This is a genomic window from Chloroflexota bacterium, from assembly GCA_026706485.1.
In the GTDB taxonomy this organism is placed as follows: Bacteria; Chloroflexota; UBA11872; order UBA11872; family UBA11872; genus JAJECS01.
Genome location: JAPOYR010000013.1, coordinates 300148 through 316208, shown reverse-complemented (window position 1 = coordinate 316208; position 16061 = coordinate 300148). Strand labels below are relative to the sequence as shown.

The window sequence follows — 16061 nt, the reverse complement described above, 5'->3', positions numbered from 1 at the left end:
GTGGGTACTGACCTGAATGCTCGTTGATTTCGCAATAGTCCCAGGATTGCTGCTGTTCGCGGCGGAACTCTTGGTCCTGGCTGGCGTCGGCTATTTGATCGCGCGAGTGGCGCTGCGGCAGACCGACGACGTATTGGCGCTGGCGCAGGGTCTCGTGATCGGCCTCGGCGTTTGGGGCGTGATCGTCAACTTCGTCGTCTATCTCATTCCTGGACTCGCAGGGGCGTTGGTTGGCTGGGTAGTCGTGCTGGCGACCGGCGCCGGGCTAGTCTGGCATGCGCCTGACCGCATTCGCCTGCAACCAAGGGCAGCGGCGGCAATTGCGGTTGTGGCTCTGGCGCTGTTGTTGGTCACGTTGGCCGGTCGCCAACTCGAACCGATTTCGCATACGGCCACTCAGTGGGGCCTGGCTTCCACGATGCGGGCCGGCGGGCTCCATCCGCCGCAGTTGCCCTGGCATCCGGGGATGGCTGCCCCGTATCACTATGGCTTTGATCTGCTGGTTGGATTCCTCACGCCGCCAGTTGGGCCCGATCCGGCCTTGGTGACGGAGCTGTTGAGCGCCTACGTCTTTGTGAGCTATGCGCTGATCGTGGGGACGCTGCTGCTCCGACGTGGATCATGGCTGGGCGTGGCAGCGCTCGCGCCGCTTCTGCTTGCGGCTGGCACGCAAACGTTTCTCGGAGTCTCGCCGGGGACGCTGCAAGTGCCGGTACCGGCGGGAGTGCCGGCACCCGGCTTGCGGGCGTCGCTGGCGACGGTTTATGTGGATGGACTTGGGGCGCAAATAACCGTGCCGCCCAACTTGACGTTTCCGTACTTTCCGCTGGCCTATGCGCTGGCATTGGTGGTGCTGGAACGCGCCGTGCATGGCAGGGACTGGCGTTGGGCGCGCCCTGTGGCGTTGGCGCTGCTGGTCGGGTTTCTGGGGCTGGTGGACGAAGCCGTGGCGCCGATCGTGCTGGCGCTTTGGGGGCTCCTCGAGGTTGTCGCCCTCTGGCAAACCCGGCGCGAACGCTCGATCAGAGCCGGCGTGGTGCAGGCTGCGTCGGGGCCGGTGCTGGCCACGCTCCTGCTGGCCACCGGCGGCGGCGTGGTTTCGGGCGTACTGTCCGGGGGATTGGGGGGCGGCCTCTCCCTCTCATGGATCGACCACTCGGTTCTACGGCCGTCGCTGGCATCCTTCACGGCGCTGGCCGGCGGTGTCGGTCTGTTGGGCCTTGGACCAGTTGTCGTTGCCGGCGCCGCCCTTCTGCTGACTCGTCGCGATCGCCTCTGTGTCGCTCTGGCCGCTGGCAGCGGCGCGTTTGTGCTTGCGGCCCTCACGCTGCAGTTCGAGCACGCGCAGCACGATGTCGCCAGAATCGACGGGCACGCGCGCAATTTCGGCCTGCTGGCGCTGCTGCTGGCGCTGAGCCTGCGGCTGCACGACTTGCGGCCGCGCTGGCGCTATACGGCGGCCGCCGTGATTGTGGCTCTGCTGACGTGGCCAGCCATCGTGACGCCCGTGCGAACTCTGAGCACGGCGGTCGGCGGCGGAGTTCAACTCGCCAATGCCGAGCCGGGCCAGCCGGGGCGTCGACAAGCGTTTCCGCGCCTGGATTCAGCCCGCGTGGCCGCCTATATCCGCGACCACACAGACGTTGACGCGCGCATCCTCTCCCCCCAGGAGGAGACAATGTCTATAGCCACCGGCCGACTGAACGCGGCGGGCTTCACCCAGGCGGTGCACTCCACTGCAAGCACGGGGCCCGAATACATGGATGCGATCCGCTATCTCGACCCCGCCGCAATCCAGCGGCTGGACTTTGACTACGTGCACGCCACGGATGCCTGGATCGCCGGTCTGCCTGAACGAGCCAATCACTGGCTCGATGATCCGCGGCTGTTCGAAGTCCTCATCCGAGATGGGTCCGATGCGCTCTATCGAGTGCGACCGGCGTTTATGGAGCTTGAGGCAGCTCCGGAGCCGGCGTCCTACGAGGCGCTGCGACGAGCTGTGCCGCCGTCGGCCACGGTGTATTTCGCCCCGGCGACCGAGGAATTGCACGCCTTGCGCCTGGCGTCCGCGCTCCCGCATGCCCGGCTGGTCGGTGAGCTCTATCCGGGACACATTTCCCTGCGCACAGACTTTGGAGTCGAGGCGCTTGGGGTAGAGCTCCCGAGCTTGGTCATCGTGCCTCTCTGGTTTACACCGTCCATGTTTGCCCCGGAGTTTCGGCAGCCGGTGTGGTGGAACGATTGGGTGGCCGCCTATTCGCCGGATGGCGCGGTCGAGCCGGTCATGCCGTTCACGCCGCCACCATCGCCGCCAGTGAGCGTGGAGGTGTCGGATGGAGAAGTCATGGACGAGCGTGTCAGCTTCACGGTCTCGCTGACCACCCGCGATACGGACCGCTGGAATGGCCAGGATTGGTTTGTCATTCCGATGGATACCCGCGTCCCCGCCTACCCCAAGTTCGGTGGGCCGGCATCCGTGTTGTGGATGGCTGGCGACTTCGTCTCGTGGGAGGGCACGCAAAGGGGGCGGTACGAATTCGACCCGGGTTCGGGCAGCTTGTCCGCCCGGTCGAATGATGGTCGCGCGACCGTGCTCGGAGAATCGGGCGGGAGGCCACTTGGCCCGGGACGCTGGACGCTGGTGCTGCGGCTCAAGCGCGCGGAGGACAAGGGCAGCTACGTGGCGCACGACGAAGTGGGATTCATCCCGGTGCTTCAGGTGGAGATTTCGGCGACGGGTGCGGTGACGTATCAGGTCTATGAGGGCGATTTGGGTGTGAGGTTACGGCCCTAGCCGAGCGGGTGGATTCCCGCCGCGTATCGAGTACGGGGCAGGCTCGTCGCGGGAATGACGGACGGGTTAGGCGACGGACTCCGGATGCGGAAACGACGGAACCAGGGCGACTAGCCACGCAGGCCTTGACAATGCCCGGCAATCGTGTACTGTGTACGAACTATGACACGTTTTGGCGAGGCGGCCACGGCCACCAGGCAGCGTCTCCGGGAGACCGATCGGCGCTATTCGTTGCGCCAGGTGGCGCGGCGGATCGGCATTGAGCCCAGCTATCTGAGCAAAGTGGAGCGGGGGCAGGTGGCGCCGCCGTCGGAGGCCACGACGGTGCGTTTGGCCAAGGAATTGGGCCAGGACCCCGACGTGTTCCTGGCGATGGCGGGCAAGGTGTCGCGCGACTTGCAAGAGGTCATCCGCCAGCGCCCCGCCCTGTTCGCGGAGCTGATTCGACAACTCAAGGATGCGCCCGACCACGCCATCCTTCACATCGTGCGCGAGGTGCGCGACGGTGACTGGTAAGGAGCCAGCGATCGATGATCACGCTTGAGAATGAGTCCCTGGTGTTTCGCTTTCCCGAGGTTCACGAGGCGGCCCGCTGCTCGATCGACTTTCAGCGGACCCTTCGGATTCCCGATGATGGCGCCGACTACTTTCTGCCGCCGGGGCTGGGGAGTTTTCCTCTGCGACATCTGGACGACTACGCCCGGCAGGCGCCCCGAGACTGGCTCCAGCGAGGCGGCGTGTTGATGCCCATGCACCAGGCCGAGGCCATGTGGATCAGCTTCGGCGCGGAAAGCTACCCGTTCGCCGTGAAGATCGCGGCGGGCAAGACCTGCGCGCTGACGGGCGACGCATGGGCGAACCACCTCAACACGGACCCTCAGGACTACCTGGTGCTGCCGGAGCAGCCGTGGCTGGACGGCTTCTGCGTGGCCAAGGGCATCGTGCGGCAGTTCGTGGCCATGCCGCTGGGCGAGGGCTACTCGGTCGAGGAGCAGTTGACAGGCGCGGCCGAGCACGGCGGCTTGCAGATCATCGCCTATCCCATGAAGGCGGAGCGCTATGCGGAGATGGTGGCGGACCCTGGCGAAGACGCCGACGTGGTCTATGGACCGGTGCAAGTGTCGGCGCCGCTGGACATGGGCCTGGCGCCCGGCGGCCGGATGCGGCAGGAAATCTACGAAGACGAATACGGGCTCGACGCCTGGGACCAGCGACACGCGAGCCGGTGTTTCGTCACGATCGCCAACTCCACCCAGTGGATGGCGCTCACCGGCGAGCGGCCGCCGACCGATCCGCCGAAGGCGCGAGACTACACCGAGGCCGGTCTGCCGTGGTTCGACTACTACGGTGGCGACCTGAAGGCGCTGGAGGAGACGGAGAAGATGCGGGGTTTCGTGAGCTTGGCGCAGCTGGGCTCGCAGAAGGGCCAGACGCCGTTGCCCGACAACGAATCGATGGACGCGGCAAACGTGGTCACGCTGCGCGCCGCTAGTGCCACGCAGGTGCGCGAGATGCCGGGCGGAGGGGCGTAGCCGGTCGAAGGCGCTCGGGGAAGGTCTGAGCAACTCCGCGCGATAGGGCGAGGCCTGCGACAAACCGCGACTGAGCGACCGAATGTCCCCACGGGGAACTCCAGTCGCCGATTCGCAACCGGGTGCTCCCCTTTCAGAGTTGCCTGAGGGCGGGTCTGAGACCCGCCCCTACCCGAACGTCCCGGCGCGCCGCCAGATTTGGCCGGACTGGATTCCGGCTTTCGCCGGAATGACTGAAAGGTTGCGCAAGGGTCTCCTTGCAGCGCGAAGAGACCCGACCGGAGGTCTGCTACAGGATCTGGTCGAGGAAGAGTTGGGTGCGTTCTTCCTGCGGGTTGTTGAAGATTTGGGATGGCGGGCCCAGCTCGACCAGCGCGCCCTCGTCGAAGAAGGCCATGCGGTCGGCGACCTCGCGGGCGAACCCCATCTCATGGGTCACGCAGAGCATGGTCATGCCCGAGGCGGCCAGTTCCCGCATCACGTCCAGCACTTCCTTGATCATTTCCGGGTCGAGCGCGGACGTCGGCTCGTCGAACAGCATGATCTGCGGCTGCATGGCCAGGGCGCGGGCGATGGCGACGCGCTGCTGCTGGCCGCCGGATAGCTCGGCTGGATATTTGTCCGCCTGCTCGGGGATGCCGACGCGCTCGAGCAACTGAAGCGCGGACTTTTGGGCCTTTTCCCTGGGGAGGTGCCGCACCCGCTGCGGCGCCAGCATGATGTTGTTGATGGCGGTCATGTGGGGGAAGAGGTTGAACTGCTGAAACACCATGCCGACTTCGCGGCGGATGGCGTCGAGGTTGCGCACGTCGTTGGTCATCTCGATGCCGTCGACCACGATCCGGCCCTGCTGGTGCTCTTCGAGGCGGTTGATCATGCGAATGAAGGTGGACTTGCCCGATCCCGAGGGACCGAAGATGACGACCACCTCGCCCCGCTTGACGCGCATGCTCACGTCGCGGACGGCGCAGAAATCGCCGAACCACTTGTGAACGCCCTCGCAGACGATGATGTCGTCGCGCTGCTCGAGCGGCAGCTCGAGGATCGCCGCTTTGTCTTCGGGCATGCCGTTGGAACCGTTGGTCTGACTCGTTTCGGCCATGGTCTATCTCCCCCGCGGGCCGCTCTAGCGTCTGCCCACGCCAAGCGCGCGTTCGATGCGCCGGCTGACATACGACATCGAGAAGCAGAAAATCCAGAAGACGACGGCGATGAATAGATAGACCTCCCGGCCGTTGTCGACGAATTCCAGATTCGACTGAATGGTCACACGGCCCATCTCGACGAGGTCCAGCATGCCGATGATGAAGACGAGGCTGGTGTCTTTGAACAGGCTGATGAACTGCCCCACGATGGCCGGAATGATGTTTCTGAGACCTTGCGGCAGCGTGATGAGCAGCGTGGTCTGCCAGCCGCGCAGGCCCAGCGCCCGGGCGGCCTCGGTCTGTCCGGGGGCGACCGCGGCCATGCCGCCGCGCACGTTCTCGGCCATATAGGCCGAGCTGAACAGCATGATGGTGATGCCCGTGATGTAGAGCGTGTCGATCTTGATGTTCTCGGGGAACGTCAGCGGCAGGATGTGGCGGGACATGAAGAGCAGAGTGATGAGCGGCACGCCCCGGATAACTTCGATGAACGCGACGCAGGCCCATTTGACAACCGGCAGATTGCTCTGCCGTCCCAGCGCCAACCCAATGCCGATGGGCATCGAGGCGCCAATGCCAAAGAGGGCGAGCAGCAGGTTGAGCAACAGCCCGCCGACGTCATTCGTGTTGACGGGCTCAAGGCCGGGCACACCCTCGATGCCTCGGATGATCAGCAAGGCGACAAACACGGCCAGGAACGCGGCGGCGACGATGCGTCTGGGGCGTCCGGCGAAGAAACCTGCCGCCAGGAAATAGCCAACGCCGACGGCCACCGGGATCGCCAGCACCAAGATCCGATTGATTGGCTGCAATCCGTGTGGGATCACGCCGACGATCAGGGCCACGGCGCTCAAGCCGACGGCGAATCCGCGAGCCGTGCCGCCCCACGAGCGCCAGGAGATTCCCAGCAAGGCGCTGAGCAGCAGCACGGCGACCTGAGGCCGCCAGGCGTCCTCCTGCGGGTAGAGCCCCACCAGGTAGAGCTGCACCCGGCTGGTGATGACCAACCAGTCGGCGGTGACGATCACCCAGCTGATGAGCCCGATCAATGCCCAGGCCAGCACCACGGCCAGGACAATCGACACCAAGCTGTTGCCCCACGAGCTGAAGAGGTTCTGGCGCAGCCACCCCAGAAAGCCCACGGTCATAGGCGGAGGGGGCGGCGGGCGGTCCATGGCCCCTGCGGTGACGGCGCTCATGTGCCCTTGAACCTGATGGCGCGGTTATACAGGTTGCCGATTAGCGAATAGGTCAAGCTCATGGCGAGATAGGTGAGCATCACGACCAGAATCAGCGAGATGGCCGGCGCGGTTTGCGTCATGGTGCTCGCCACGCTCACGAGGTCGGGGTAGCCGATGGCTGCCGCCAGGCTCGAGTTCTTGGTGAGGTTGAGGTACTGGCTGATGGTCGGCGGGATGATGACCCGCAGGGACTGCGGAAAGGTGACGTGCCGCAGCGTGAGGATGCCCGACATCCCCACCGAGCGCGCCGCTTCCGTTTGACCCTTGCTGACGGACTGGATGCCGGCTCTGACGATCTCGGCAATGAACGACGACGTATACATCACCAATCCGACGAGCAGCGCCGTGAAGCTGCCGCTGAGCTCGGCGCCGCCTTGCAGTCGTCCAAACCGGCCTTCGGGGGAGGGAACCTCGATGGTCATCGGCGCGAGGATCAGCAGGGCGATCGCGCCCACGCCGATGGCGATCGCGAGCCCGGCGAGAACGGGATAGCTGGGCTTGCCCGTCTCGGTTTCGCGCCAATGCAGGCGACGGGCCACGATCACGGCAACGATTAGGCCGATGACGGTTGCCAGCGCCCAGGGCCAGAATCCGTCTTGCGGCACCGGCCAGGGCAGGTTGACGCCGCTGTTGCTGAGATAGAAGGCGTCAAACGCGACGTAGCCCTCGCGCACGGTGGGCAGGCTCAGCACGATGAGGAACCAGAACAGCAACTGAACCAGCAGCGGGACGTTGCGAAAGATCTCGATGTAGACGAGGGCAATCCGGTTGAGCAGCCAGTTCGGCGAGAGGCGCGCGACGCCGACCGCGATGCCGAATAGGGTGGCAAGAATCACGCCCAATACCGAGGCCTTGACGGTGTTGAGCGCGGCGACGAGCAGACCGTAGGCAAAGCTGTCGGACGGGTGGTAGCCGATGACCGATTCGCCGATGGGAATCTGGGCTTCGCGGTCGAGGAAGCCATAGCCGAAGGGAATGTCCCGCGCGGCAATTTCCCTGGACACGTTGCCGAAGAACCCGGCGATCACCGCAATGACCAGGACGGCAGAGACGATCTGCACCGCCCAGCGCAACACAACCACGTTGCGCCAGAACGGGACGCCTTGGACGTAGAGCAGCCGGTTCACGAGGGCAGCCTACAGGAAGGTGCGATTAGCGGGGGGGCAACGGCTTCGGAGGCCGGATAGCAGCCGGGGGGATGCTGGCGCATCCCCCCGGATTGCATCCCGTTTCTCGCGGGATCGATCTAGCGCAACGGCGGCGCGTAGATCTGACCGCCCTTCGGGCAATCCGTGCAAGGGGCGTTGGCCCACAGCGCGTTCCGACCGCCCTCCCGCGGGAGGTCAATGCCCTCGGGACCGAGGTTGCGGTTGTAGATTTCGCCGTAGTTGCCGACGCTGTTGATCACGTCCTGCATGAAGGTCTCCCTCAGGCCGAGGGTTTCCTGACCGAAGCTGCCCTCGGTACCCAGCAGGCGCTTGACCTTGACGTTGTCGCCGGCGGCCATGGCCGCGACGTTGCCGCTGTTCACGCCGTAGGCCTCGGCGTAGATGATCCCGGCGATCACCGTCTTCACCAGGTCGAACCACTGCTCGTCACCGTGGGGGACGACCGGACCAAGCGGCTCCTCGGAGATGGTCTCCGGAAGGATCACGTGGTCGCCCGGGTTCGGCAGCGCGCTGCGGAGCGCAGCCAGCTGCGAGCGGTCGTTGGTGAAGACATCGCACTGGCCTTCCTGGTAGGCGTCAAGCACGACATCGGTGTCCTCGAACACGATCGGGTTGTACTCGAGGTTGTTCTGGCGGAAGAAGTCGGCCATGTTCAGCTCAGTGGTCGTACCGCTGGTGACGCAGACCGAGGCGCCGCCCAACTCATAGGCGGAGTTGACCCCAAGGTCCTTGGAGACCATGAAGCCCTGGCCGTCGTAGAACGTGGTGTGGATGTAGTTGCCCCACCCGGCGTCGCGGGAGGTGGTCCAGGTCACGGTGCGGACCAGCAGGTCCACGTCGCCGGACTGGATCGTCGGGCCACGCTCAGCTGCCGTGATCAGTACGATTTCGATCGCTTCGGCGTCACCGAGCACGGCGGCGGCAACGGCGCGACACAGATCAATGTCAAAGCCGACGTTGCGACCGTTGGCGTCCAGCGAGCCGTAGCCGGGAACGTCGTTGCGGCTGGCGCAGATGACGTGTCCGCGCTCCTGTACGGTGGCGAGGCGACTGACCATCGGCTCCTCTTCCACCATTTCCTCGGCGTCCTCGCCGCATGCGGCGACGGCGACGACGAAGACCGCCACCATCATTAGGATCAACCCCAGCTTCCAACGCATCAGCCGCTCCTGAGCCGTAACGGCGGACCTCAATGCCCACCGCATACGCATGTCGCGTGCTCAAACACGCATTTAGGGGTTCCGTGTTTGTCGCCCCCGGCAGACCGGAAGCATGGTACGGCTCAAAGCCAATCAGAGGCAAGCTGGGGTGAGTTTCTTCACTGAGTTTTCGCCGGCCGTATGCGGCGTTGTGGTGTGTTCGCTAACCCAATGCCCGCCGGAACGCCCCATCGAGAATCTCGAAGGTGCGGTCGAGATCGGCGTCGTCGTGGGTGATCGAGACGTACCACTTTTCGTTGGGATTGAGCAGCAGGCCGCCGCGGATGCACTCGACGCTCCAGCGGTGGCCGAAGTCGCCGTCGTGTTCCTGAAGGTCCATCCAGGTCTTGGGGTGCGCGTTTTCCATGAACCGGACGCCAAAGACCGGGTCTTCGCCCAACGCCTGCGTGGGGACGCCGTGCTTGCGGCCCAAGTCCTCGATGCCCCGGCGCAGCCGGGATCCGGTGGCTTGCAGGCGATCGTAGACACCGTCTGACGAGAGGACGTCGAGGGCGGCGACCCCGGCAGCGGCGGCGACGGGGTTGCCGCTGAAGGTTCCGCTGGCCCAGGCCACGTCGCGCGTCGAGCGTGATTGGCGCGCGTAGACGTCCATGACGTCGGCGCGGCCCATGATGGCGGCCAGCGGAAACGCCCCGGCCATGGCCTTGCCATAGGTTGCCAGGTCGGGCACGACGCCGTAGCGCTCCTGCGCGCCGCCCCAGGCGATGCGAAATCCGGTGACGATTTCGTCGAAGATGAGCACGATGCCGTGGCGGGTGGTGAGCTCGCGGAGGGCTTCGAGAAAGCCGGGCTCGGGCTTGAGCACGCGCTGCAGCGGCTCCACGATCACGGCGGCCAACTCGTCGGCGTGCGATTCAATGAGCTGCTGCGTGATCTCAAGCTCGTTAAAGGGGGCCACGAGCACCTCGTCGCCGAGAACGCTTGGAATTCCGGCCGAGTCAGGCTCGGCATGCGGGTAGTCGCTGGCGTCGGTCGGCACTGTGCCCCACAAGGCGTAGTCGTGCATGCCGTGCCAGGCGCCTTCGAACTTGAGGATTTTGGAGCGGCCGGTGAAGGCCCGCGCCCCGCGCAGCGCCAGGTGGGTGGCCTCGGTACCAGTGCTGGTGTACCGCAGCTGGTCGGCGCAGGGCACGGCGTCGATCAGCTTTTCGGCCAACTCGATCGCCGGGACGTTGAGGAAGAAGTAGGTCGTGCCGCGGCTCAACTGGGTTTGCACGGCCGCTTCCACGTCCGGATGCGCGTGGCCTAGCAGCACCGGGCCGGAGCCGAGGAGATAGTCGATGTACTCATCGCCGTCGACGGTGCGCAGGCGGCTGCCCGAGCCGGACTCGAATACCACGCTGACCTCGTCCGGAATGCTGAACCGCCCCAACGCTCCCGCGGTGAGCACACGCTTGGCTCTTCCCAGGAGTTGCTCGGACGACGTCGCGGCCTTGGACATCACAGACCTCTGCCTCTCATCACGATCTGACTAGGCGGATCGGCTGGCGCCGATGGTAGCGCGTGGTGGATGTGCCGCCGGAACCGCGTTCAGGTCGCGGATCACCGTCTCGGCGGCGTTGTGGCCGGGCGCGCCGCTGACCCCGCCTCCCGGATGGCACCCCGACCCACACAGATAGAGCCCGCCGAGCGGCGTGCGATAAGCCGCGCAGCCGGGCAGCGGACGCGCCCCCAGCATCTGATCGATGGTCATGTCCACGTGGTGCATGTTGCCGCGGGTCATGCCGGCGCGGGCCTCGATCTCGGGCGGTCCGTGGAGGTAGGCGTCGAGGACGAGGTCGGGGAAGTTGGGGGCGTAGCGCGCCACCTGTGCGATCAGCGCGTCGGTGATTCGAGCCCGCTGGGATTCCCAGGCATTCGGTGCAAGGCCGACGGGTGCGTATTCCACCCAAATAGAGATCGTGTGATGACCGGGAGGCGCGGCCGAGCGGTCGTAGGCGGAAGGGCAGACCAGCCCGAGGACGGGCTCGTTGGGCATGTGGCCGGCGCGGGCCTGGTTCCAGGCCTGGTCGATGTGGTCCAGCGATTCACAGATGCGCACGTTGGCGCCGTGCTGCGGACCGTCGCCCGGCAGGGCGCGCCAGTCGGGAAGACCGGTCGTGGCGCAGTGCAGCTTCAGGTAGCCCGCGTTTATCCGTAGGCGGCGAATCGAGCGGAGGAACGGCTGCGGCAGGTGCTCGGGCGGGACCAGGTGGGCCAGCGTTCGTTGCGGGTCGGCGTTGGAGAGGACGGCCCGGGCGGTCACGACGGTTCCGTCGGCGAGAATGACGCCGCGGGCGCGTCCGTCGGCCACATGCACGCCGGCGACAGGCGATGACGTGCGCACCTCGGCCCCGGCGGCTTCGGCCGCCTTTCGCAGGAGCTGCGTGACGGCACCCATGCCGCCCTGGGGGAACCCCACGAGCCCGCGTTGACCCAGCTGGGACGAGAGCGCAGCAGCGAAGGCGAAGTAGAGCAAGCCGCCGGCGTTGTCAGTGGTGCCGGCGTCAAAGGTGGTGCCGAGTGACGCCTTGACGCGCGGCGACTCGAAGTAGTCGTCGAGCAGTTGGCGTCGGGTGCCGGTGACGAGGGTGTGGGCGATGGCGGCGTGCGGACCGTCCTCGGCGGTGCGGAGAAACTCGCCGAGAGTCGGCGGCGGGGTCAAGAGGTAGGGGGCGAACAGCGCTGCGGCGTCCGCCCAGAACTTAACATAATCATCGTAGGCTTCGGCATCGTGACGCGAGACCCGGGCGATGGATTCCTTGGTTCGCTCCAGGTCGTTCCAACTGAGCAGATACTCGCCGTCGGCAAACGGGTGGAACTGCGGGGGATCGCGGCGAAACACGCGCAGGCCGAGGTCCACGAGCCGCATGTCGTCCAGGATTTGCGGATGGAACAGGACGAAGCTGTGGGCGCAGGTGGAGAAGCGGAAGCCGGGAATGAGCTCGTCGGTGGTGGCCGCGCCGCCGACCTTGGGCCCCTGCTCCAGCGCCAGCACCCGCAATCCGGCCCGCGCGAGGTAGAACGCCGCCACGAGGCCGTTGTGGCCGCAGCCGATGATGATCGCGTCGTAGTCCATTTGGGCACTTGGCGTGAGGGGCGTGGGTCGACAAAGCGTACTCCGCAGGGAGATTCGTGATCTAAGGAATTTCTGAACAAATCCCTGAACCGCGCCCCAATCCGTTCGTGGAGAGCTTGTCGAACCATGAAAGGCCCTTCGACTTCGCTCAGGGCGAACGGATCGGGGTCGGGTCAATAGGCTTTTTCAGAGCATTCCAAAGGTCTCGGGGCCGTTCGCGAACCGCCCCCGACTGCACGAGGACAGGCCCAGCTTTCGCTAGATTCCCGCCGACGGAGACTTTGGCGAATCTCAGCCGGGAGTGGGGATTACCGGGAGCATCCCTTCCGCCTCCAGATTCAATGAGGGGTGGATTCCCGCCTTCGCGGGAATGACGGAGGGCGCGGGAGTGACGGAGGGCTGCGCATGGGCTTCCCTACGCGCTGGTCTCCGAGGCGATGTCGGCTACGTGCATTCAGGCGGTGTGGAGCCCAGTTCGGCTAGGTCCAGGAGGCCGCGCACTCGGTGCGCAGCCAGTCCAGGCTCTCGGTGAGCCAGTGCTCGGTGTCGTAGTCGGGCCGCGGGACGACCTCGACATAGTGGTGCAGGTCGTCGGAATCCGGCGCCTCGGCCCGCAAGATGTCGAGCATCGACTGAATCGGCACGCTGCCGAGGCCGATGGGCGTGTGATAGAAGGCGCCGGTGGCTACCTGGGTGATGGGCTGCGCCCGCATGTCCCGCAAGTGCGTGGCGACGGTGAAGCGGGCCACGTGACGGAGGCCGTCGAGCGGGTCTTCGTTGACGGCCATGGAGTCTGCAAAGTCGAACACGTGGCGCAGGGTCGTCGCGCCCACGCCCTCGTGGACCAGGGCGAACTCCGAGCAGCGGTAGTCCATGTGGTTTTCGGTCGCCAGCGTCAAGCCCATGTCGTCGGCGATGGGCAGCAGGGTTTTGAGGTTGCCGATGATCCGGTCGATCTGCTCGTCGATGGGTGGGTCCTTGGCGTAGTGGTTGAGGCGGCCGGGCTGCCCGTGGACGAGACTGAGGACGCGGGCGCCCGCGGCCTGCGCGAGCTCCATGGCCCTTACCGCGATGTCGAACGGCGCGCCGCCCGTCCAGCCGGTCCGCACGGCGGTTGCCTGCGACATGTCGAACGTCGGGATTTGGCGGCTGCTCCACGACGGGTCGTAGGACCCTCTGCCCCATTCGTGTGGTGGTGCGGCCAGGTCGACTGATGCGGACGCGAGATGGGTGAGGTTGCGCTGGGTCATCCGGTCGCGGAAGGCGCGGGCGCGGTTCGCGTCCTGGAACCAGCCGCAGTCCATGGCCAGTGACGAGAGCCCGTGCGCCGCGACGCGTTCGACCATCCAATCGATCGGCAATTCCCCGGGCGGCGGAGGGTCGATGCCGCGCAGGTAGATGGGCGCCTGCATCTCGCCGACGAACTCGGGGTCGTCGGACCGCATCCACGGGAACGCGACCCAGCGGTAGGTCTCGTGCGAGAGCCCGAGCTTCATTGGGCGGAGAGATGGGGCTCAAAGTATTGGCCCTGTTCTTCCAGCAACCAGCGCTTGCTCTCAAGCACCCAGGTTTCGGGGTCGTGCTGCGGTGGCGGTGAGATCTCGATATTGGCGAGCAAGTTGTCGGGGTCGGGCGCCTCGGCCTGGAGCACCTTGAGAATCTCGCCGATGGGCGAATCGCCGTGCCCCACGGGCGAGTAGTGGAAGTGCGGCTCCCAGGTTGCCCGCAGCGGTTGGGCGCGGAAGTCCTTGAAGTGCACCGCCACGACGTTGCGGGCGGCGATGCGCGCACCCTCCAAAGGGTCTTCGAGGCTGGGAAATGGGTTGGAGGTATCCAGGGTGATCCGCAGCCAGGGCGAGTTGACCTCGTCGACGACCCCGGCGACCTCGGAGACGCGGTAGTCCATGTGGTTTTCCCAGGCCATGATCACGCCAAGCTCTTCCGCTACCGGCGTCAGCGTGGGGAGATGCTTGGCGGCGCGGGCCATTTGTTCGTCGATCGGCGGGTCGCTCGAGAAATGGTTGTGCACGTTGGGCAGCCGGTGGGTCATGGTGCCGATGTTGAGGCCGGCCCAATGGTTGAGCTTGAGCTGGCGCACGGCGTTGTCGTACTCGAAGCTTTCCCACTCGTCGTCGGTGGCGGCCATGTTGACCGTGAGTCCGCCGTTCCAGATCAATCCCCGGTCCTCAACCTTGCGGCGCATGGCTTCGGCTCCGGCCCGGTCATCGACGTATTCGCCGGGGTGGGCGTACAGGCCCTGGAGTCCCAGCTCGGCCGTCTTGTCGACCATCCAGAAGAAGCGGTTGTCTTCCGGCGGCGGGGCGGTGAAGGACTGCAAATAGGCCAACGGCCCGCCGTTCGCGCGGTAGTCGGGGCCGTCGCGTCGAATCGAGGGCTGAAAGGCCCAGCGGTAGCACGCGATGGAGATGCAGAGTTTCACGAGAGGCTCGGGCGCTGGTGGTGGGCTTTCACGGCAACTCCGGAAACAGAGCCTCGGGGCGCCGGCGGCGAACCGGTGGCGGCGGCGACATTATGGCGTATCACGGTGGTGAGCGTATCGCCCCGGCACTCAGTTTCCTGTCGCAGGCATCCGGCGGTGGCGTTCTTCACTTGCTCACTACAGATCTCTCTCCCACCGAGAGACCTTTGCAGAACCTCGCCATGCTTGGGGATGACCGGGCGAACCCTGTCCGCCCCCGGGGTCAATGACGGGTGGATTCCCGCCTCCGCGGGAATGACAGACTGAACCTGACCCATTGCCGGGCTTGTCGCGGGATTGACGCTTCTTGGTCGAGCGGTTTAGGTTCCAGCGGCAGTTGCGGCCGGTGGGCGGATCGTCGACTCCGTCCCATGGTGCGCTTACCGTCCGTCTGCCCGGACGTTCGCGCCGCGAGGCGAATCTGCACTGGATAGGGGCGGCCGTTGAGCTTGGAATCTCAGGTGGCGGGCGATACGGCGCTCCAAGGCGCCGTTCAGGCCAAGCCGCGCAGCGAATGGTCGCTGGCGTGGGGTCGTCTTTACCGCAACAAGGGCGCGCTGGTCGGCGGCGCGGTGCTCATCGTGATGGCGACCGGGGCGATTTTCGCCGACGTGATTGCGACTGAAGGACTGGACTACTACAACGTTCCGGGGGCGCTGCTGCCGCCGGGCACGGATGGCCACGTCTTCGGCACGGACGACATCGGACGCGACGTGTTCAGCCGCGTGGTGCGAGGGGCGCGCATCTCCTTGCGCATCGGATTCACGGCGGTTGCGATTGGGGCGTTTTTCGGGTCCATCCTGGGATTGGTCGCGGGCTACTTCGGCCGCTGGCCGGACATGCTGATCAGCCGCGTGCTGGACATCATGCTGGCGTTTCCCAGCCTGCTGCTGGCCATCACCATCGTGGCGGGTCTGGGTCCCGGACTGAACAACGCCATGATCGCGCTGGGGATCGCCGGGATTCCCGGGTATGCCCGCGTGGTGCGAGGCACCACGCTGTCGGCGCGTGAATTCACCTATGTGCGGGCGGCGCGTGCGGTCGGAATGCGCGATCTGCGAGTGATCTTTCGCCACATCCTCCCCAACGTGGTCAGCCCCATTCTGATCCTGGCGACGCTTGGGCTGGGGACCAACATGCTGTCGGCGGCCGGCCTGAGCTTTCTCGGATTGGGCGCCGGCCCACCCGAGCCCGAATGGGGACTCGAACTCTCCTTGAATCGCAACTACTTCCGCACGGCGTGGTGGATTCCGACGTTCAACGGTCTGGCGCTGGCGATCACCGTGTTCGCCATCAATCTGTTTGGCGACGGCCTCCGCGAGGCGCTCGATCCGCAGGCGTCGGCCTGGACCGGCTAGACGCGGTTCGCCGCGTTGTCACCGGAGTGCGCAACGCGTACGATGCAACGCTGTAAAAGTATCTG

Annotated in this window: 12 protein-coding genes; 4 read left to right on the top strand and 8 right to left on the bottom strand. The window is 65.8% G+C overall.

What is annotated here, in order from left to right:
* The first annotated feature begins 16 nt into the window (after positions 1-16).
* The 3 genes from OXG79_14985 to OXG79_14975 all read left to right on the top strand — a co-directional run bounded on the left by OXG79_14985 (position 17) and on the right by OXG79_14975 (position 4326).
* Positions 17-2794 (top strand): hypothetical protein, encoded by a 2778-nt coding sequence (locus OXG79_14985; GenBank protein ID MCY3785071.1) that lies wholly within the window; start codon positions 17-19, stop codon positions 2792-2794.
* Between the two features lie 162 nt (positions 2795-2956).
* Positions 2957-3310 (top strand): helix-turn-helix transcriptional regulator, encoded by a 354-nt coding sequence (locus OXG79_14980; protein MCY3785070.1) that lies wholly within the window; start codon positions 2957-2959, stop codon positions 3308-3310.
* 14 nt (positions 3311-3324) lie between these two features.
* Positions 3325-4326 (top strand): hypothetical protein, encoded by a 1002-nt coding sequence (locus OXG79_14975; GenBank protein ID MCY3785069.1) that lies wholly within the window; start codon positions 3325-3327, stop codon positions 4324-4326.
* Positions 4327-4615: 289 nt separating this feature from the next.
* Here the strand turns inward: OXG79_14975 and OXG79_14970 are convergent, their stop codons facing one another.
* The 8 genes from OXG79_14970 to OXG79_14935 all read right to left on the bottom strand — a co-directional run bounded on the left by OXG79_14970 (position 4616) and on the right by OXG79_14935 (position 14599).
* A complete protein-coding gene (locus tag OXG79_14970; GenBank protein ID MCY3785068.1) occupies positions 4616-5338 on the bottom strand; it encodes an amino acid ABC transporter ATP-binding protein in 723 nt (240 codons plus the stop codon).
* A 114-nt stretch (positions 5339-5452) separates the two neighbouring features.
* Positions 5453-6670 carry an amino acid ABC transporter permease gene (locus OXG79_14965; protein ID MCY3785067.1) on the bottom strand — a complete coding sequence of 406 codons (1218 nt, stop codon included), beginning with the start codon at positions 6668-6670 and terminating at the stop codon, positions 5453-5455.
* A complete protein-coding gene (locus tag OXG79_14960; protein ID MCY3785066.1) occupies positions 6667-7839 on the bottom strand; it encodes an ABC transporter permease subunit in 1173 nt (390 codons plus the stop codon). Before OXG79_14960 ends, OXG79_14965 begins: the two co-directional genes overlap by 4 nt.
* A gap of 119 nt (positions 7840-7958) precedes the next feature.
* The gene (locus tag OXG79_14955; GenBank protein MCY3785065.1) at positions 7959-9041 is read right to left on the bottom strand and encodes an amino acid ABC transporter substrate-binding protein; all 1083 of its coding nucleotides are present in this window, start codon (positions 9039-9041) and stop codon (positions 7959-7961) included.
* A gap of 202 nt (positions 9042-9243) precedes the next feature.
* Positions 9244-10542, bottom strand: coding sequence for an aspartate aminotransferase family protein (locus OXG79_14950; protein ID MCY3785064.1), 1299 nt, complete (start codon positions 10540-10542; stop codon positions 9244-9246).
* Positions 10543-10572: 30 nt separating this feature from the next.
* A complete protein-coding gene (locus OXG79_14945) occupies positions 10573-12159 on the bottom strand; it encodes an NAD(P)/FAD-dependent oxidoreductase (GenBank protein MCY3785063.1) in 1587 nt (528 codons plus the stop codon).
* Positions 12160-12638: 479 nt separating this feature from the next.
* The gene (locus tag OXG79_14940) at positions 12639-13655 is read right to left on the bottom strand and encodes a TIM barrel protein (protein MCY3785062.1); all 1017 of its coding nucleotides are present in this window, start codon (positions 13653-13655) and stop codon (positions 12639-12641) included.
* On the bottom strand, positions 13652-14599 hold the full coding sequence (locus OXG79_14935) for a sugar phosphate isomerase/epimerase (GenBank protein ID MCY3785061.1): 948 nt from the start codon (positions 14597-14599) through the stop codon (positions 13652-13654). The genes OXG79_14940 and OXG79_14935 overlap by 4 nt, the downstream gene beginning before the upstream one ends.
* Positions 14600-15081: 482 nt before the next feature.
* On the opposite strand from OXG79_14935, the gene OXG79_14930 reads away from it, so the two are divergent.
* A complete protein-coding gene (locus OXG79_14930) occupies positions 15082-15996 on the top strand; it encodes an ABC transporter permease (GenBank protein MCY3785060.1) in 915 nt (304 codons plus the stop codon).
* Positions 15997-16061 lie beyond the last annotated feature (65 nt).

What these genes read in the sequence shown, in the direction of transcription:
- OXG79_14985 (MCY3785071.1), top strand. Translation starts at nt 17, where the DNA reads ATGCTCGTTGATTTCGCAATAGTCCCAGGATTGCTGCTGTTCGCGGCG.
- OXG79_14980 (MCY3785070.1), top strand. Translation starts at nt 2,957, where the DNA reads ATGACACGTTTTGGCGAGGCGGCCACGGCCACCAGGCAGCGTCTCCGG.
- OXG79_14975 (MCY3785069.1), top strand. Translation starts at nt 3,325, where the DNA reads ATGATCACGCTTGAGAATGAGTCCCTGGTGTTTCGCTTTCCCGAGGTT.
- OXG79_14965 (MCY3785067.1), bottom strand. Translation starts at nt 6,670, where the DNA reads ATGAGCGCCGTCACCGCAGGGGCCATGGACCGCCCGCCGCCCCCTCCG.
- OXG79_14955 (MCY3785065.1), bottom strand. Translation starts at nt 9,041, where the DNA reads ATGCGTTGGAAGCTGGGGTTGATCCTAATGATGGTGGCGGTCTTCGTC.
- OXG79_14950 (MCY3785064.1), bottom strand. Translation starts at nt 10,542, where the DNA reads ATGTCCAAGGCCGCGACGTCGTCCGAGCAACTCCTGGGAAGAGCCAAG.
- OXG79_14945 (MCY3785063.1), bottom strand. Translation starts at nt 12,159, where the DNA reads ATGGACTACGACGCGATCATCATCGGCTGCGGCCACAACGGCCTCGTG.
- OXG79_14940 (MCY3785062.1), bottom strand. Translation starts at nt 13,655, where the DNA reads ATGAAGCTCGGGCTCTCGCACGAGACCTACCGCTGGGTCGCGTTCCCG.